We start from the raw sequence: 14,578 nt of genomic DNA on the forward strand, positions 1-14,578 counted from the left end.
TGACTGGTACTAATAGGCCGAGGGCTTGTCCTCAGTTGCTCGCGTCCACTGTGTTAGTTCTGAAATAACGAACGGCCGTGTTTTCATCCGGTGTTGGTTAATTTCATAGTGTTTCGGTGGTCATTGCGTTAGGGAAACGCCCGGTTACATTCCGAACCCGGAAGCTAAGCCTTTCAGCGCCGATGGTACTGCAGGGGGGACCCTGTGGGAGAGTAGGACGCCGCCGAACAATTTTTCCGGGAAAGCCCCGCACCTTTTGGTGCGGGGCTTTTTTGCGTTCCAGGACCTTGGGTGTGCCCTGTTCGACCTCCACCCCCGTGCACCGGACGGGGGAAGCTGAGGGTAGGGTCAGGGAGCATCATCGGCACATTCTTCACAGGAGGCCCCCGGGTGGAGGTCCAGGAGACTCGGGTCCAGACGGACCGGGTCCTCACCATCCCCAACATCCTCAGCATGGCTCGCCTTGTCGGGGTACCGCTCTTCCTGTGGCTGATTCTTCGCCCCGTGTTCGGAGGGCCCAACAGCGACAACTGGGCGCTCCTGGTGCTGATGCTCAGCGGCATCAGCGACTACCTCGACGGGAAGCTGGCCCGCAAGTGGAACCAGATCAGCAGCCTCGGCCGGCTCCTGGACCCGGCGGCTGACCGTCTCTACATCCTTTCCACCCTTGTAGGCCTCACCTGGCGTGAGATCCTGCCCCTCTGGGTCACCGCGGCGCTTCTCGCCCGGGAGCTGATGCTCCTGGTGATGGTGGCCATCCTGCGACGCCACGGGTATCCGCCTCCGCAGGTCAACTTCCTCGGAAAAGCTGCAACCTTCAACCTGATGTACGCGTTCCCCTTGTTGCTGCTCAGCGACGGGAGTGGTTGGCTGGCCACACTGGCAGCTGTCTTCGGATGGGCGTTCGCAGGATGGGGTACAACGCTCTACTGGTGGGCAGGAATCCTCTATGTGGTTCAGGTCCGCCGGATCGTGAAGGCGGACGCAGTAGCCGATTGAGCTCGTTGATGCGGTGCCGCGCAGTGTGGCCGGCCCGCGGCAGATGGTGTGAATGATGCCCCGACGGGCGCACTCGGCTGACCGTCGTCTCTTCTAGGAGGACGTTTCCGACATGAAGGCCGTCGTGATGGCTGGCGGCGAAGGCACACGCCTTCGCCCCATGACCTCGAGCATGCCCAAGCCGCTCCTGCCCGTGGCCAACAGGCCGATCATGGAGCATGTCCTGCGGCTGCTCAAGCGGCATGGGCTCAGTGAAACCGTAGTGACCGTCCAGTTCCTCGCCTCCCTCGTCAAGAATTATTTCGGGGACGGCGAAGAGCTCGGGATGGAGCTCACCTACGCCAACGAGGAGAAGCCACTCGGCACCGCGGGCAGTGTGAAGAATGCAGAAGAGGCGTTGAAGGACGACACGTTCCTCGTCATTTCCGGTGACGCGCTCACCGACTTCGACCTCACCGACCTCATCGCGTTCCACAAGGAAAAGGGCGGACTCGTCACGGTCTGCCTGACCAGGGTTCCCAATCCCCTGGAATTCGGGATCACCATCGTGGACGAGAACGGTCAGGTCGAACGGTTTCTGGAGAAGCCGACCTGGGGACAGGTCTTCTCGGACACCGTGAACACGGGCATCTACGTCATGGAGCCCGAGGTGTTCGACTACGTCCAGGCCGACACCTCGGTCGACTGGTCCGGTGACGTCTTCCCTCAGCTGATGAAGGAGGGCAAGCCCATCTACGGCTATATCGCCGAGGGCTACTGGGAAGACGTAGGCACCCACGAAAGCTATGTGAAGGCCCAGGCGGACGTCCTGGAGCGCAAGGTCGACGTGGAGCTCGACGGCTTCGAGATCTCGCCCGGCGTGTGGGTCGCCGAAGGGGCTGAGGTCCACCCCGACGCCGTGCTGCGCGGACCGCTGTACATCGGCGACTACGCCAAGGTCGAGGCGGACGTCGAGATCCGCGAACACACGGTCGTGGGGTCGAACGTCGTCGTCAAGACGGGCGCCTTCCTCCACAGGGCCGTGGTGCACGACAACGTCTACATCGGACAGCACAGCAACCTCCGGGGCTGCGTGGTGGGCAAGAACACCGACATCATGCGCGCGGCCCGGATCGAGGACGGCGCCGTGATCGGGGACGAATGCCTGGTCGGCGAAGAGTCGATCATCCAGGGCAACGTCCGGGTGTACCCGTTCAAGACGATCGAGGCCGGTGCGTTCGTCAACACCTCGGTGATCTGGGAGTCCCGAGGGCAGGCGCACCTCTTCGGGGCGCGCGGGGTCTCCGGAATCCTGAACGTCGAGATCACCCCCGAACTCGCCGTGCGGCTGGCCGGCGCCTACGCCACGACCCTCAAGAAGGGCTCGACGGTCACGACCGCACGTGACCACTCCCGAGGCGCCCGCGCCCTCAAGCGGGCCGTCATCTCGGCCCTCCAGGCCAGCGCCATCGACGTCCGGGACCTGGAGAACGTCCCCCTGCCCGTGGCGCGCCAGCAGACCGCCCGGGGCAGCGCCGGCGGCATCATGATCCGTACGTCACCCGGGGTGCCCGACTCGGTGGACATCATGTTCATCGACGAGCGGGGCGCGGACCTCTCACAGGCGCAGCAGCGCAAGCTCGACCGGGTCTACGCGCGCCAGGAGTACCGCAGGGCCTTCCCCGGCGAGATCGGGGACCTGCACTTCCCGTCCAGCGTGTTCGACTCTTACACGGGATCCCTCCTGCGGAACGTCGACGTCACCGGCATCGCGGACTCCGGACTCAAGGTCGTCGTCGACGCCTCCAACGGCAGCGCCGGGCTCGTCCTGCCCAGCCTGCTCGGGCGGCTCGGCGTGGACGCGCTGACGATCAACCCAGGACTCGACGAGGCGCGGCCCACCGAGTCGGCCGACACCCGGCGGGCCGGTCTCGTGCGGCTCGGGGAGATCGTGTCCTCCGCACGGGCGGCCTTCGGCGTGCGGTTCGACCCGGTGGGCGAGAGGCTCTCCCTCGTCGACGAACTGGGCCGGATCATCGAGGACGACAGGGCCCTGCTGGTCCTCCTGGATCTCATCGCCGCCGAGCGGCGCAGCGGTCGTGTCGCCCTGCCCGTGACGACCACGCGCGTCGCCGAGCAGGTGGCGGCCTACCACGGCACCCAGGTGGAGTGGACTACCACCTCGCCGGATGATCTGACCCGGGTGGGCCGTGAAGAGGACACCATCTTCGGAGGAGACGGGCGCGGCGGGTTCATCGTTCCCGAATTCAGCAGCGTGTTCGACGGGAGCGCCGCCTTCGTCCGGCTCATCGGGCTCGTCGCGCGCACCCAGCTCACGCTGAGCCAGATCGACGCCCGTATTCCCCGGGCGCATGTCCTGCGCCGCGACCTGGCGACTCCGTGGGCCGTCAAGGGGCTCGTCATGCGCCGGGTCGTCGAAGCGGCCGGTGACCGCAGCGTGGACACCACGGACGGGGTCCGTGTGGTCGAGGCGGACGGACGGTGGATCATGGTCCTGCCCGACCGGGCGGAGGCCGTCACCCATCTGTGGGCCGAAGGCCCGGACGACGCCTCGGCCCAGGCACTGCTCGACGAGTGGGCCGCGGTGGTGGACAGCGCCGGGGACTGACGCGCATGCGGTGCGCCGCGACGCCCCGGGCAGGGGGTCGCGGCGCACCGGTGGGGCCATTCGGCGGCAGCCGCGATGACGTGCGACGATGTGCGGCATGTCGCAGCAGTCCCCCGATCGGAGCACCGCCCCGCCGCCCGCACGCCCCGACGCCTCCATGTCGCTGCTGAACAACGTGATGGACCACAGCCTCGACGACGGGTACGCGGAGGCCTCCGCACGGCGCAGGGCCGACGGGAGCGCTGGGCTGCCCCGTACGCTCAAGTCGAAGCTCGGCCTGGCCGCCGGACTGGTGGTGGCCGCCCTGGTGGTCACCCTCGGCGCCGCCGAGGCGCGGATCTCCGCGCCGGTCGTCGCCAAGGAGCGCGAGGAGCTGATCGACCGCATCGACGCGGAGACAGAGGCAGCGGACACATTGGAGTCGGAAGTCGAGGCCCTCCGCCGCGATGTGAGTGAACGTCAGCGCAAGGCACTTGAGCAGCACGGTGGGGACCAGGGGCAGCTCGTGGCGCTGTTGGCCGGAGCGACGCCGGTCGAGGGCCCCGGCGTGAAACTGGTCGTCGACGACGCCAAGGACACCGACCAGGGCGGCGGCGGTCCGCGCGAGTCGACGGGCTTCGCCGACACCGGGCGGCTGCGCGACCGGGACATGCAGCGGGTCGTCAACGGCCTGTGGGAATCCGGGGCCGAGGCGATCGCCATCAACGGGCAGAGGCTGACGGCCCTGTCGGCGATCCGGGCCGCCGGCGACGCCATACTGGTCGACAACAGACCGCTCGTACCGCCGTACACGGTGCTCGCGGTGGGGGACGGCAAGAAGCTCGCGACCGCCTTTCAGGACAGCGCCGACGGCCAGTACCTTCAGGCGCTCAAGGAGAGCTTCGACATCCGCACCAGCATCTCCGATCAGGCGAAGGTGCGGCTTCCGGCCGCGCCGAGCCTGATCGTCCGTACAGCAGAGCCGAAGGCCGCCGGCAGTGGTGCGGCAGACACAGGGAAGGGCACATCGTGATCGCCGTACTGGGCCTCGTCGTGGGAGTCGTGGTCGGACTGTTGGTCCGGCCCGAGGTGCCGGCGGTGGTCGAGCCCTATCTGCCGATCGCGGTGGTCGCCGCGCTCGACGCCGTCTTCGGCGGTCTGCGGGCCATGCTCGACGGCATCTTCGTCGACAAGGTCTTCGTGGTCTCCTTCCTCTCGAACGTCGTGGTGGCCGCGCTGATCGTCTTCCTCGGCGACAAACTGGGTGTCGGCGCTCAGCTCTCCACCGGTGTGGTGGTCGTGCTGGGCATTCGGATCTTCTCCAACGCCGCCGCGATCCGCCGGCACGTCTTCCGGGCTTGAGGCCGATGAACAACGACGAGAATTCCCGCAGCGAACAGCCGGAGAGCGGCGCGTCCGCCGTCGTCCCCGATCCTCCCGCGCCGCCGCCCGTCACGGAGGTGTCCGGTCGGCAGAGGCTCAAGGCGGGCCTGTGGCCGCCGCGGTTGAGCCGGGCCCAACTGATCGTCGCGTTGCTGCTGTTCGGGCTCGGGCTGGGGCTCGCCATCCAGGTGCGGTCCACCAGCGACGACAGTGCGCTGCGCGGAGCCCGGCAGGAGGACCTGGTCCGCATCCTCGACGAGGTCGACGACCGGACCCAGCGTCTGGAGGACGAGAAGCAGCGTCTGGACGATCAGCGCACCGAGCTGGAGAACAGCTCCGACCAGGCCGAGGAGGCCCGGAAGCAGACGCTGGAGAAGGAACGTCAGCTCGGTATCCTCGCGGGCACCGCGGCGGCGCAGGGCCCCGGCATCACGCTGACGATCACCGACCCCTCGGGGGCGGTCGCGCCCGACATGCTGCTCGACGCCATTCAGGAACTGCGGGCGGCGGGAGCCGAGGCGATCCAGGTCAACGGGGTGCGGGTGGTGGCCAACACCTATTTCTCCGGTGACGCCGGAAACGTCCAGGTGGACGGGGAGAAGATCGAGGCGCCGTACGAGTTCACGGTGATCGGCAAACCGCAGGATCTGGAGCCCGCCCTCAACATTCCCGGCGGTGTGGTCCAGACGTTGGAGAAGGAGCAGGCCACCGTGCTCGTGGAGCGGTCCGACGACATCGTCGTCGATGCCTTGCGACCGGCGCAGCGGCCTGACTACGCTCGGTCGTCTTCCCCGTGAGCCGGGCGAGTGTGGGGGCCGGTGGAGCGGGTCGGACGGTTGCGGGGGGTCGGCGCACCGGATTGGTGGTGCGTGGTGGAAACTGTCGGGTGGATACGGACGTTGTGAAGATGTCCGGGTCGGCAGGTGTGTTCAATCAGGGTTCGTCCTGCCCCACGGGCGGGTCTATGTCGGTCAAGGGGAATCGCCCGTGAAGTTGTTTGCGAAGTTGTTCGGGAAGAGTGCACGCGAGGACAGCAACAGTGCTGCCCGCCACCGCGCGCCGCGCCACGGTCAGGGCGAGGAGCAGGAGGCGGAGCGTCCGCTCTTCCGCGACGAGGTCTCCGGCGCCCCGGGGGGTGACGGCGTGTCGTCTGTTGACCCTGCCGGTGCCGGACGCATAGGTTTCGGCGCACCATCAGCCTCGAGTACGGGTGGAGGGTTCACCCCGGAGGGCTCGTCGATGCCGGTCTGTACGAGGTGCGGTCACCGCAACGCGGAGGCCAGCAGGTTCTGTTCCAACTGCGGGGCGCCGCTGCGGGGCGGTGTTCCCGAGCGTCCCTCGGAGACGACGTCCACCATCTCCATCTCCGGCCTGGAGGCGTACGAGGCGGAGGCGACGGGTCAGACCGCTCTGCCCTCGCTCTCCCCGGAGGCCCAGGCCGCGGTCGACGCGCTGCCCGGGGGCTCGGCGCTGCTGGTCGTGCGGAGGGGCCCGAACTCCGGGAGCCGCTTCCTGCTCGACAGCGACCTGACCACGGCCGGCCGTCACCCGCAGAGCGACATCTTTCTCGATGACGTGACCGTGTCGCGGCGTCATGTGGAGTTCCGCAGGAGCCCGGACGGTAGCTTCACCGTGGGTGATGTCGGCAGCCTCAACGGCACCTACGTCAACCGTGAGCGCATCGATTCGGTCCAGCTGTCCAACGGCGACGAAGTCCAGATCGGAAAGTACCGCCTGGTCTTCTATGCGAGCCCGCGGGGCGTGTGACCAGCCCCCGGACTCCGTCCGGGGGAACCCCGAGGAAGGCCCATGCTGCGAACACCGACAGGCGGTGCCGGACACGGCACCGCCACCGCGGAAGCGCGCCCGATGAGCATCGGTACGGTGCTCATCCAGCTGCGCGAGGAGTTTCCCGAAGTCACCATCTCCAAGATCCGGTTCCTGGAGGCCGAGGGGCTCGTCGAGCCGCAGCGCACTCCTTCCGGATACCGGAAGTTCGCCCCGCGTGATGTGGAGCGCCTGGCCCAGGTGCTCCGCATGCAGCGGGACCACTACCTGCCTCTGAAGGTCATCCGGGAGCACCTGGACGCCCTGGCCAGGGGGGAGCAGCCCGTGCTGCCCTCGCCCGGCGAGCGGCGGGACCTGGCCGACGGGGTGTGGGAGACCGGCCCCGGGACGGCGACCGCCGCCCGGGTCGGACGGGCCGAGCTGCTCGCGGCGGCCGAGGTCGACGAGGACCGGCTGGCCGAGTGGGAGTCCTACGGACTGATCGTCCCCGCCCCCGAGGGCGGCTACGACGCCGAGATGGTGACGGTCGCCAAGCTGGTGGCGGACCTGGGGCGTTTCGGCCTGGAACCGCGTCATCTTCGGGCCATGCGGGCCTCCGCCGACCGGGAGGCGGGGCTGGTGGAGCAGCTGGTCGCGCCCTTGCGCCGGCACCGTAATCCGCAGACCAGAGCCCATGCCGAGACCACCGCGAACGAGCTCGCCGAGCTGTCCGTACGGCTGCACGCGGCCCTCGTGCAGAGCGCTCTGCGCAGCCGTCTGCACTGACCTCGGCGGAGCCCGACTACCCAAACATGGCGAGCACGTCCTAGGGTTGCTGTGTGAACGAGCTCGACGTTGTCGGTGTCCGGGTGGAAATGCCCTCCAACCAACCGATCGTTCTCCTGCGTGAAGTGGGAGGCGACCGGTACCTCCCCATTTGGATCGGTCCTGGGGAGGCGACCGCGATTGCCTTCGCCCAGCAGGGCATGGCTCCCGCCAGGCCGCTGACCCATGACCTGTTCAAGGATGTGCTCGAGGCCTTGGGCCAGGAGCTCACCGAGGTCCGCATCACGGACCTCCGCGAAGGGGTCTTCTACGCGGAGCTCGTCTTCGCCAGCGGAGTGGAGGTGAGCGCCCGGCCCTCCGACGCCATAGCGCTCGCCCTGCGGACCGGCACGCCGATCTACGGCAGTGACGGCGTGCTGGACGATGCGGGTATCGCGATCCCCGACGAGCAGGAGGACGAGGTGGAGAAGTTCCGCGAGTTCCTCGATCAGATCTCTCCGGAGGACTTCGGTACGAACAGTCAGTGACCGTCCCGCAGGGGTGCTGTCAGCGCATCCGACAAGCCGTTCCCGGAAACGAGACACGGGAAACCACCCTCAGGGTGATTATCACTCGGCGTGCCGAGTGTGGCGATCGTTGACGCACCCCGAGTGACTGCCTACCTTCGAGTGGGCAGGTCAAGGACGGAGGTCGGCGTGAGAAGCAGCGGCGACGGTACGGCGGCGGGTGGGCCGTATCCGCAGCACGGCAGTGGAGCCGACCACGCCATCAGGCAGCCGGTTCAACCGGCAGCGGTGGCAGCGGGCGGCGTGGCAGCGGCGAGCGATGCCGACGACATCGGCTATCGCGGACCGACGGCGTGCGCGGCGGCGGGGATCACCTACCGCCAGTTGGACTACTGGGCCCGTACGGGACTGGTCGAGCCCAGTGTGCGCCCGGCCTACGGGTCGGGGACCCAGCGTCTCTACAGTTTCCGGGACGTGGTTCTCCTCAAGATCGTCAAGCGTTTCCTGGACACCGGGGTCGCTCTGCAGAACATCCGCACCACGGTCCAGCACCTGCGGGCCCGTGGTTTCCAGGATCTTGAGCGCATGACGCTGATGAGCGACGGAGCCACGGTCTACGAGTGCTCCTCGCCCGACGAGGTCGTCAGCCTGCTCCAGGGCGGGCAGGGAGTCTTCGGGATCGCCGTCGGCGTCGTCTGGCGGGACGTGGACGCGGCGCTCTCGCAGCTGCACGGCGAACGGGTCGACACCGGCGAGACGCTCGTCGGCCACAACCCCGCCGACGAGCTGGCGCGGCGCCGCAACCGCGCCGTCTGAGCACCCCGGAAGCACAGCACGGCGGGCAGCACGAAGAGGACGACGGGACGGTCCGGTACCCACGGGGTGCCGGACCGTCCCGTTGTCAGTGCCGTAGGGCAGCATCGACGGTGTGAGACCCGCGCCCACCATCCTTCACCTGGACATGGACGCCTTCTACGCGTCGGCGGAGCAGGCGGCCAAGCCGAGCCTGCGCGGCAAGGCGGTCGTGGTGGGTGGTCTCGGACCGCGCGGAGTGGTCGCCACCGCCTCGTACGAGGCCCGGCGCCTGGGCGTGCACTCGGCGATGCCCACCGCACAAGCCCGGCGGCTCGCACCGAACGCCGCCTACCTGGTGCCCCGCTTCTCGCTGTACCGGACGGTGAGCGACCAGGTGATGGAGCTCCTGGGGCGGCTGTCGCCCCTGGTGGAGCCGCTCAGCCTGGACGAGGCCTTCGTGGACCTGGAGGCCGGCGGGACGGCCGACGACGCGGCGTCGGCCCGTGCGACGGGTGAGGGGTTGCGGACGGCGATCCGCGCGGTGACCGGCCTCAGTGGGTCCGTCGGGCTGGCCGGTTCCAAGATGCTCGCCAAGATCGCCTCCGAGGAGGCGAAGCCCGACGGGCTGCTGCTCATCGAGCCGGGCACCGAGCGTGAGCTGCTCGCCCCCATGTCCGTGCGCATCCTGCCGGGGGTGGGACCGGCCACCGGCGACCACCTCAGACGCGCCGGGATGACCACCGTCCACGATCTGGCCGAGGCGGGCGAGGCGGAGCTCGTACGGCTGGTCGGCAAGGCCCACGGCCATGGGCTCTACCGGATGGCGCTGGGGCTCGACGACCGGCCGGTGGTCGCCGAGCGGGACGCCAAGTCCGTATCGGTGGAGGACACCTTCGACGTGGACCTGCACGACCGGGTGCGGGTGCGGGCCGAGGTGGAGCGGCTGGCCGTCCGGTGCGTGGAGCGGCTGCGCGCCGCCGACCGGTCGGGCCGCACGGTGGTGCTGAAGGTGCGCCGCTACGACTTCTCCACCCTGACCCGCTCCGAGACGCTCAGAGGCCCCACGGACGACCCCACAGTGGTCCGTGAGGCGGCGGGGCGGCTGCTGGAGTCCGTCGACACCACGGGGGGCGTACGGCTGCTGGGGGTCGGTGTGACGGGGCTGGCCGACTACACCCAGGAGGACCTGTTCGCCCAGGCCGCCGACGCCCGGGAGCTCGCTCAGCGGGCCCAGGAGGAGCACCGGGCGCCGGTGGAGGGCGACGAGGAGAACGTGGCGGCCGAGCCCGGGCCGGAGGGCGCGGAGCTGCTCGCCGCACGGCGCTGGCCCGCCGGGCACGACGTGCACCACGAGGAACACGGGCACGGCTGGGTCCAGGGGAGCGGCGTGGGCCGGGTCACCGTCCGGTTCGAGGAACCGTGGAGCGCACCCGGCCGGGTGCTGACGTTCCGTGTCGACGATCCGATGCTGCGGCCCGCCGACCCGCTGCCGCTCGTGCGTGAAGCGGCCGACTACTCCTCCTGGCCCGCCAGCCTGCCGAAGTCCCGGTCGGGCGCCGACTCCGCCGGGGGCGGGGAGTCCAGCCCGTAATGGCGGTAGAGCTGCAGTTCCTGCTCGGGCGAGAGGTGCCGGCCGACGCCGAAGTCCGGCGCGTCCTTGATCAACGCGCGGTCGAACGGAACGCGCAGCGCGTCCTCGACGAATTCGCTGGGTTCCAGGGGGACGAAGGCGTCCCTGCTGAACAGGCCGGTGCGGACGGCCGCCCATTCGGGCACGCCCGTCGCGTCGTCGAGATAGACCTCATCCACCGTTCCGATCTTGGCGCCCTGGCGATCGAATGCCTTGCGGCCGATCAGGCGGCGCGGATCGATATCGGTCTGCACAGTGCCTCCCACTGGTCGCAACTGCTCAGGGTGGACGCTGTCGCTCCACCAGCACCACACAAGTGCAGATCCGTGGCGTCGGCCACTCGAGAAATCCGGCGCGGGGGCCGCTGGTAGGCTGACAGTGGCTGCTGACCCCGTGCGGGAGAGTCCTCCGGTGCAGAATCCGGAGGCGCCGAAGGAGCAACTCCTCCCCGGAATCTCTCAGGCCCCCGTACCGCACGGACGAGGTCACTCTGGAAAGCAGGGCGATTCCGCGCGGGCGCAGGCAGGCCCAGGCGGACTCGACCCTCACCGACGGTGAAAGCCGGCACGCCCCCGGGCGCGCCGGTGAAGCTCTCAGGTTGAGATGACAGAGGGGGAGGCCGTTCGGGCACCCGCGCCGTGGTGCCCCTCGCAGGTCGTGACAGACCAGGAGGCCTCCACCATGACCCCCCGTCGCACTCCGCTCTCCCAGCTGGAGCAGGGCATTCCGTTCGAGCAGCGCCACATAGGGCCCGATGCCGGAGCCCAGGCGAAGATGCTCGCCCAGGTCGGCTACGGCTCCCTCGACGAGCTCACCGCCGCCGCGGTGCCCGACGTGATCAAGAGCGCGGAGGCCCTGAACCTTCCCTCGGCGCGCACCGAGGCGGAGGTCTTGGCCGAGCTGCGGTCACTGGCCGACCGCAACGAGGTGCTGGCCCCGATGATCGGCCTCGGCTACTACGGCACCTTCACGCCGCCCGTCATCCTGCGCAACGTCATGGAGAACCCCGCCTGGTACACGGCCTACACGCCGTACCAGCCGGAGATTTCCCAGGGCCGCCTGGAGGCCCTCCTCAACTTCCAGACGATGGTCGCCGAGCTGACCGGGCTGCCCACCTCCGGCGCCTCGCTGCTCGACGAGGGCACCGCGGCCGCCGAGGCGATGGCCCTCGCCCGGCGCGTCGGCAAGGTCAAGAAGGGCGTCTTCCTGGTCGACGCCGACACCCTGCCGCAGACGGTCGCGGTGATCGAGACCCGCGCCGAGCCCACTGGTGTCGAGGTCGTCGTCGCGGACCTGAGCGACGGCATCCCCGCCGAGATCGCCGAGCGCGGCGTCTTCGGCGTCCTGCTCCAGTACCCGGGCGCTTCCGGTGCCGTGCGCGCCATCGAGCCCGTGATCGAGCAGGCCCACGAGCTCGGCGCGATCGTCACCGTTGCCGCCGACCTGCTGGCCCTCACGCTGCTCACCTCGCCCGGCGCGCTCGGCGCCGACATCGCGGTCGGCACCACCCAGCGCTTCGGCGTCCCGATGGGCTTCGGCGGTCCGCACGCCGGCTTCATGGCGGTCCGCGAGAAGTTCGCCCGCTCCCTGCCCGGCCGCCTCGTCGGCGTCTCCGTCGACGCCGACGGCAACAAGGCCTACCGTCTGGCCCTCCAGACCCGCGAGCAGCACATCCGCCGCGAGAAGGCCACCAGCAACATCTGTACCGCGCAGGTCCTGCTCGCCGTCATGGCCGGGATGTACGCGGTCTACCACGGCCCCGACGGGCTGCGGACGATCGCGCGGCGCACCCACCGCTTCGCCGCGATCCTGGCCGACGGCCTGCGGAGCGCCGGTGTCGACGTCGTGCACGGCGCGTTCTTCGACACCCTGACCGTACGGGTCCCCGGAAAGGCGGCCGCGGTCGTCGCGGACGCCCGGGAGCGAGGCGTCAACCTCCGCCTCGTCGACGCCGACCAGGTCTCCATCGCCTGCGACGAGACCACCACCCGCGCGCAGATCTCCGCCGTCTGGGCCGCCTTCGGCGCCGAGGGCGACATCGAGGCGCTGGACGCGACGGTCGCCGACGCGCTGCCCGAGGGGCTGCTGCGCTCCGACGACATCCTGACCCACCCGGTCTTCCACCAGCACCGCTCCGAGACCGCGATGCTGCGCTACCTCCGCAAGCTCGCCGACCGCGACTACGCGCTGGACCGCGGCATGATCCCGCTCGGCTCCTGCACCATGAAGCTGAACGCGACCGCCGAGATGGAGTCGATCACTTGGCCCGAGTTCGGCGCGCTGCACCCCTTCGCCCCCGCGGACCAGGCGCAGGGCTTCCTCTCGCTCATCCGTGAGCTGGAGGAGCGCCTCGCCGAGGTCACCGGCTACGACGCGGTGTCCATCCAGCCCAACGCCGGCTCCCAGGGCGAGTTCGCGGGTCTGCTGGCCGTCCGCGCGTACCACCGGGCCAACGGGGACGACCAGCGCACCGTCTGTCTCATCCCGTCCTCCGCGCACGGCACCAACGCCGCCAGCGCCGTCATGGCGGGCATGAAGGTCGTCGTGGTGAAGACCGCCGACGACGGTGAGGTCGACATCGCGGACCTGCGCGCCAAGATCGAGCAGTACCGTGACGAGCTGGCCGTGCTCATGATCACCTACCCGTCCACGCACGGGGTGTTCGAGGAGCACGTCGCCGAGATCTGCGGCGAGGTGCACGACGCGGGCGGTCAGGTCTACGTCGACGGCGCCAACCTCAACGCGCTGGTCGGGCTCGCCAAGCCCGGCAAGTTCGGCGGCGACGTCTCGCATCTGAACCTGCACAAGACCTTCTGCATCCCGCACGGCGGCGGCGGCCCCGGCGTCGGCCCGGTCGGTGTCCGCGCGCACCTCGCCCCGTACCTCCCCAACCACCCCCTCCAGCCCGCCGCGGGCCCGGAGACCGGTGTGGGCCCGATCTCGGCCGCCCCGTGGGGTTCGGCGGGCATTCTGCCGATCTCGTGGGCGTACGTCCGTCTGATGGGCGGCGAGGGGCTCAAGCGGGCCACGCAGGTCGCCGTGCTGGCCGCGAACTACATCGCCAAGCGGCTGGAGCCGCACTTCCCGATCCTGTACAACGGTCCGGCCGGTCTGGTCGCGCACGAGTGCATCGTGGACCTGCGCCCCATCTCCAAGGCGACCGGCGTCTCCATCGACGACGTGGCCAAGCGTCTGATCGACTACGGCTTCCACTCGCCCACCATGTCGTTCCCGGTGGCCGGCACGCTGATGATCGAGCCGACCGAGAGCGAGAACCTCGCGGAGCTCGACCGGTTCTGCGACACCATGATCGCGATCCGGGCCGAGATCGAGAAGGTCGCCTCGGGGGAGTGGAGCCAGGACGACAACCCGCTGAGCAACGCCCCGCACACCGCGGCCGCGCTCGGTGGCGACTGGGACCACGGTTACAGCCGCGAGGAGGCCGTCTTCCCGGCCGGAGTGTCCGCCGCGGACAAGTACTGGCCGCCGGTGCGCCGCATCGACGGCGCCTTCGGCGACCGGAACCTGGTCTGCTCCTGCCCCCCGCTGGACACGTACGACGACTGAGTGGGGCTGCGGTAGGGCGTGCGCCGTGAGCGGTGCACGCCGGACATGCGTCGGGGCCGGTGCGGAGATCTCTCCGGGCCGGCCCCTGTTCGTCGGCCCGTCCTCAGGCGGCCTTCACCGCGCGGCCGGTTGCCAGGCTCCGGTGCGGGGCGATGATCTGTCCGTCGGGCAGCAGTTCGCCGGTGTCCTCGAAGAGCAGGACGCCGTTGCACAAGAGGCTCCACCCCTGTTCGGGGTGGTGGGCCGTCAGGCGGGCGGCCTCCCGGTCGGGTGAATCGGCGGTGGGGCAGGGTGGCTGGTGCTGGCACATGGATGGGTTCTTTCGCTGCGTCGAGTCGAGTGTCCTGCGGCTGGATGAGGTGTTCATGGCCGCCCCCGTATCAGTCGGTCCGGTCCCAGTGTTGCCCCACGGGGAGGATTCCGCAGGGATTTGGTCGCAGCACCCGTACTCCTCTCATGACGCATCACCCGCGCGGACGGTTCATCGCAACCGCACTGTCCCTTTGGGTGGTTCGGGGTGGCCGGATGGGGCTAGGCCCTGTCGTCGAACTCCCGTCT

The 14,578-nt window shown here is 69.4% G+C and carries 13 protein-coding genes, 1 rRNA gene and 1 riboswitch; of the genes, 12 read left to right on the forward strand and 2 right to left on the reverse strand.

Translation table 11 applies throughout. From position 1 onward, the window contains the following. The first annotated feature begins 112 nt into the window (after positions 1 to 112). From rrf to D581_RS0113625, 11 genes are all read left to right on the forward strand, one after another. Positions 113 to 229, forward strand: a 5S ribosomal RNA gene (gene rrf / locus D581_RS0113575). A gap of 161 nt (positions 230 to 390) precedes the next feature. Continuing rightward, complete coding sequence (gene clsA, locus D581_RS0113580; RefSeq protein ID WP_018957757.1) at positions 391 to 999, forward strand: cardiolipin synthase ClsA; 609 nt, start codon at positions 391 to 393, stop codon at positions 997 to 999. Between the two features lie 112 nt (positions 1,000 to 1,111). Then, positions 1,112 to 3,607 (forward strand): sugar phosphate nucleotidyltransferase, encoded by a 2,496-nt coding sequence (locus D581_RS0113585; RefSeq protein ID WP_018957758.1) that lies wholly within the window; start codon positions 1,112 to 1,114, stop codon positions 3,605 to 3,607. A gap of 97 nt (positions 3,608 to 3,704) precedes the next feature. After that, positions 3,705 to 4,619, forward strand: coding sequence for a DUF881 domain-containing protein (locus D581_RS0113590; protein ID WP_018957759.1), 915 nt, complete (start codon positions 3,705 to 3,707; stop codon positions 4,617 to 4,619). Next, complete coding sequence (locus tag D581_RS0113595) at positions 4,616 to 4,948, forward strand: small basic family protein (RefSeq protein ID WP_003970459.1); 333 nt, start codon at positions 4,616 to 4,618, stop codon at positions 4,946 to 4,948. Before D581_RS0113590 ends, D581_RS0113595 begins: the two co-directional genes overlap by 4 nt. Positions 4,949 to 4,953: 5 nt before the next feature. Then, positions 4,954 to 5,766 (forward strand): DUF881 domain-containing protein, encoded by an 813-nt coding sequence (locus D581_RS0113600; RefSeq protein WP_018957760.1) that lies wholly within the window; start codon positions 4,954 to 4,956, stop codon positions 5,764 to 5,766. Positions 5,767 to 5,956: 190 nt separating this feature from the next. Further along, complete coding sequence (locus D581_RS0113605; protein ID WP_078625830.1) at positions 5,957 to 6,736, forward strand: FHA domain-containing protein; 780 nt, start codon at positions 5,957 to 5,959, stop codon at positions 6,734 to 6,736. 42 nt (positions 6,737 to 6,778) lie between these two features. Continuing rightward, positions 6,779 to 7,522: a transcriptional regulator FtsR gene (ftsR, locus tag D581_RS0113610; RefSeq protein ID WP_018957762.1), complete on the forward strand. Its 744-nt coding sequence runs from the start codon at positions 6,779 to 6,781 to the stop codon at positions 7,520 to 7,522. Between the two features lie 53 nt (positions 7,523 to 7,575). Beyond that, positions 7,576 to 8,049, forward strand: coding sequence for a bifunctional nuclease family protein (locus D581_RS0113615; protein WP_003970463.1), 474 nt, complete (start codon positions 7,576 to 7,578; stop codon positions 8,047 to 8,049). Between the two features lie 168 nt (positions 8,050 to 8,217). Next, positions 8,218 to 8,844: a MerR family transcriptional regulator gene (locus tag D581_RS0113620; RefSeq protein ID WP_026290483.1), complete on the forward strand. Its 627-nt coding sequence runs from the start codon at positions 8,218 to 8,220 to the stop codon at positions 8,842 to 8,844. Between the two features lie 112 nt (positions 8,845 to 8,956). Beyond that, positions 8,957 to 10,414 carry a DNA polymerase IV gene (locus tag D581_RS0113625; RefSeq protein WP_026290484.1) on the forward strand — a complete coding sequence of 486 codons (1,458 nt, stop codon included), beginning with the start codon at positions 8,957 to 8,959 and terminating at the stop codon, positions 10,412 to 10,414. Here the strand turns inward: D581_RS0113625 and D581_RS0113630 are convergent. Next, positions 10,336 to 10,707 carry a PRC-barrel domain-containing protein gene (locus D581_RS0113630; protein WP_018957766.1) on the reverse strand — a complete coding sequence of 124 codons (372 nt, stop codon included), beginning with the start codon at positions 10,705 to 10,707 and terminating at the stop codon, positions 10,336 to 10,338. The two genes, D581_RS0113625 and D581_RS0113630, sit on opposite strands and share 79 nt — an antisense overlap. Positions 10,708 to 10,839: 132 nt before the next feature. Next, positions 10,840 to 10,937, forward strand: a riboswitch (glycine riboswitch). 197 nt (positions 10,938 to 11,134) lie between these two features. On the opposite strand from D581_RS0113630, the gene gcvP reads away from it, so the two are divergent. Beyond that, positions 11,135 to 14,020, forward strand: coding sequence for an aminomethyl-transferring glycine dehydrogenase (gene gcvP / locus D581_RS0113635; protein WP_018957767.1), 2,886 nt, complete (start codon positions 11,135 to 11,137; stop codon positions 14,018 to 14,020). 103 nt (positions 14,021 to 14,123) lie between these two features. Here gcvP and D581_RS0113640 read toward each other — a convergent pair whose 3' ends face one another. After that, the gene (locus D581_RS0113640; protein ID WP_018957768.1) at positions 14,124 to 14,330 is read right to left on the reverse strand and encodes a DUF5999 family protein; all 207 of its coding nucleotides are present in this window, start codon (positions 14,328 to 14,330) and stop codon (positions 14,124 to 14,126) included. Between the last annotated feature and the right edge of the window lie 248 nt (positions 14,331 to 14,578).

The organism is Streptomyces sp. CNB091 (assembly GCF_000377965.1).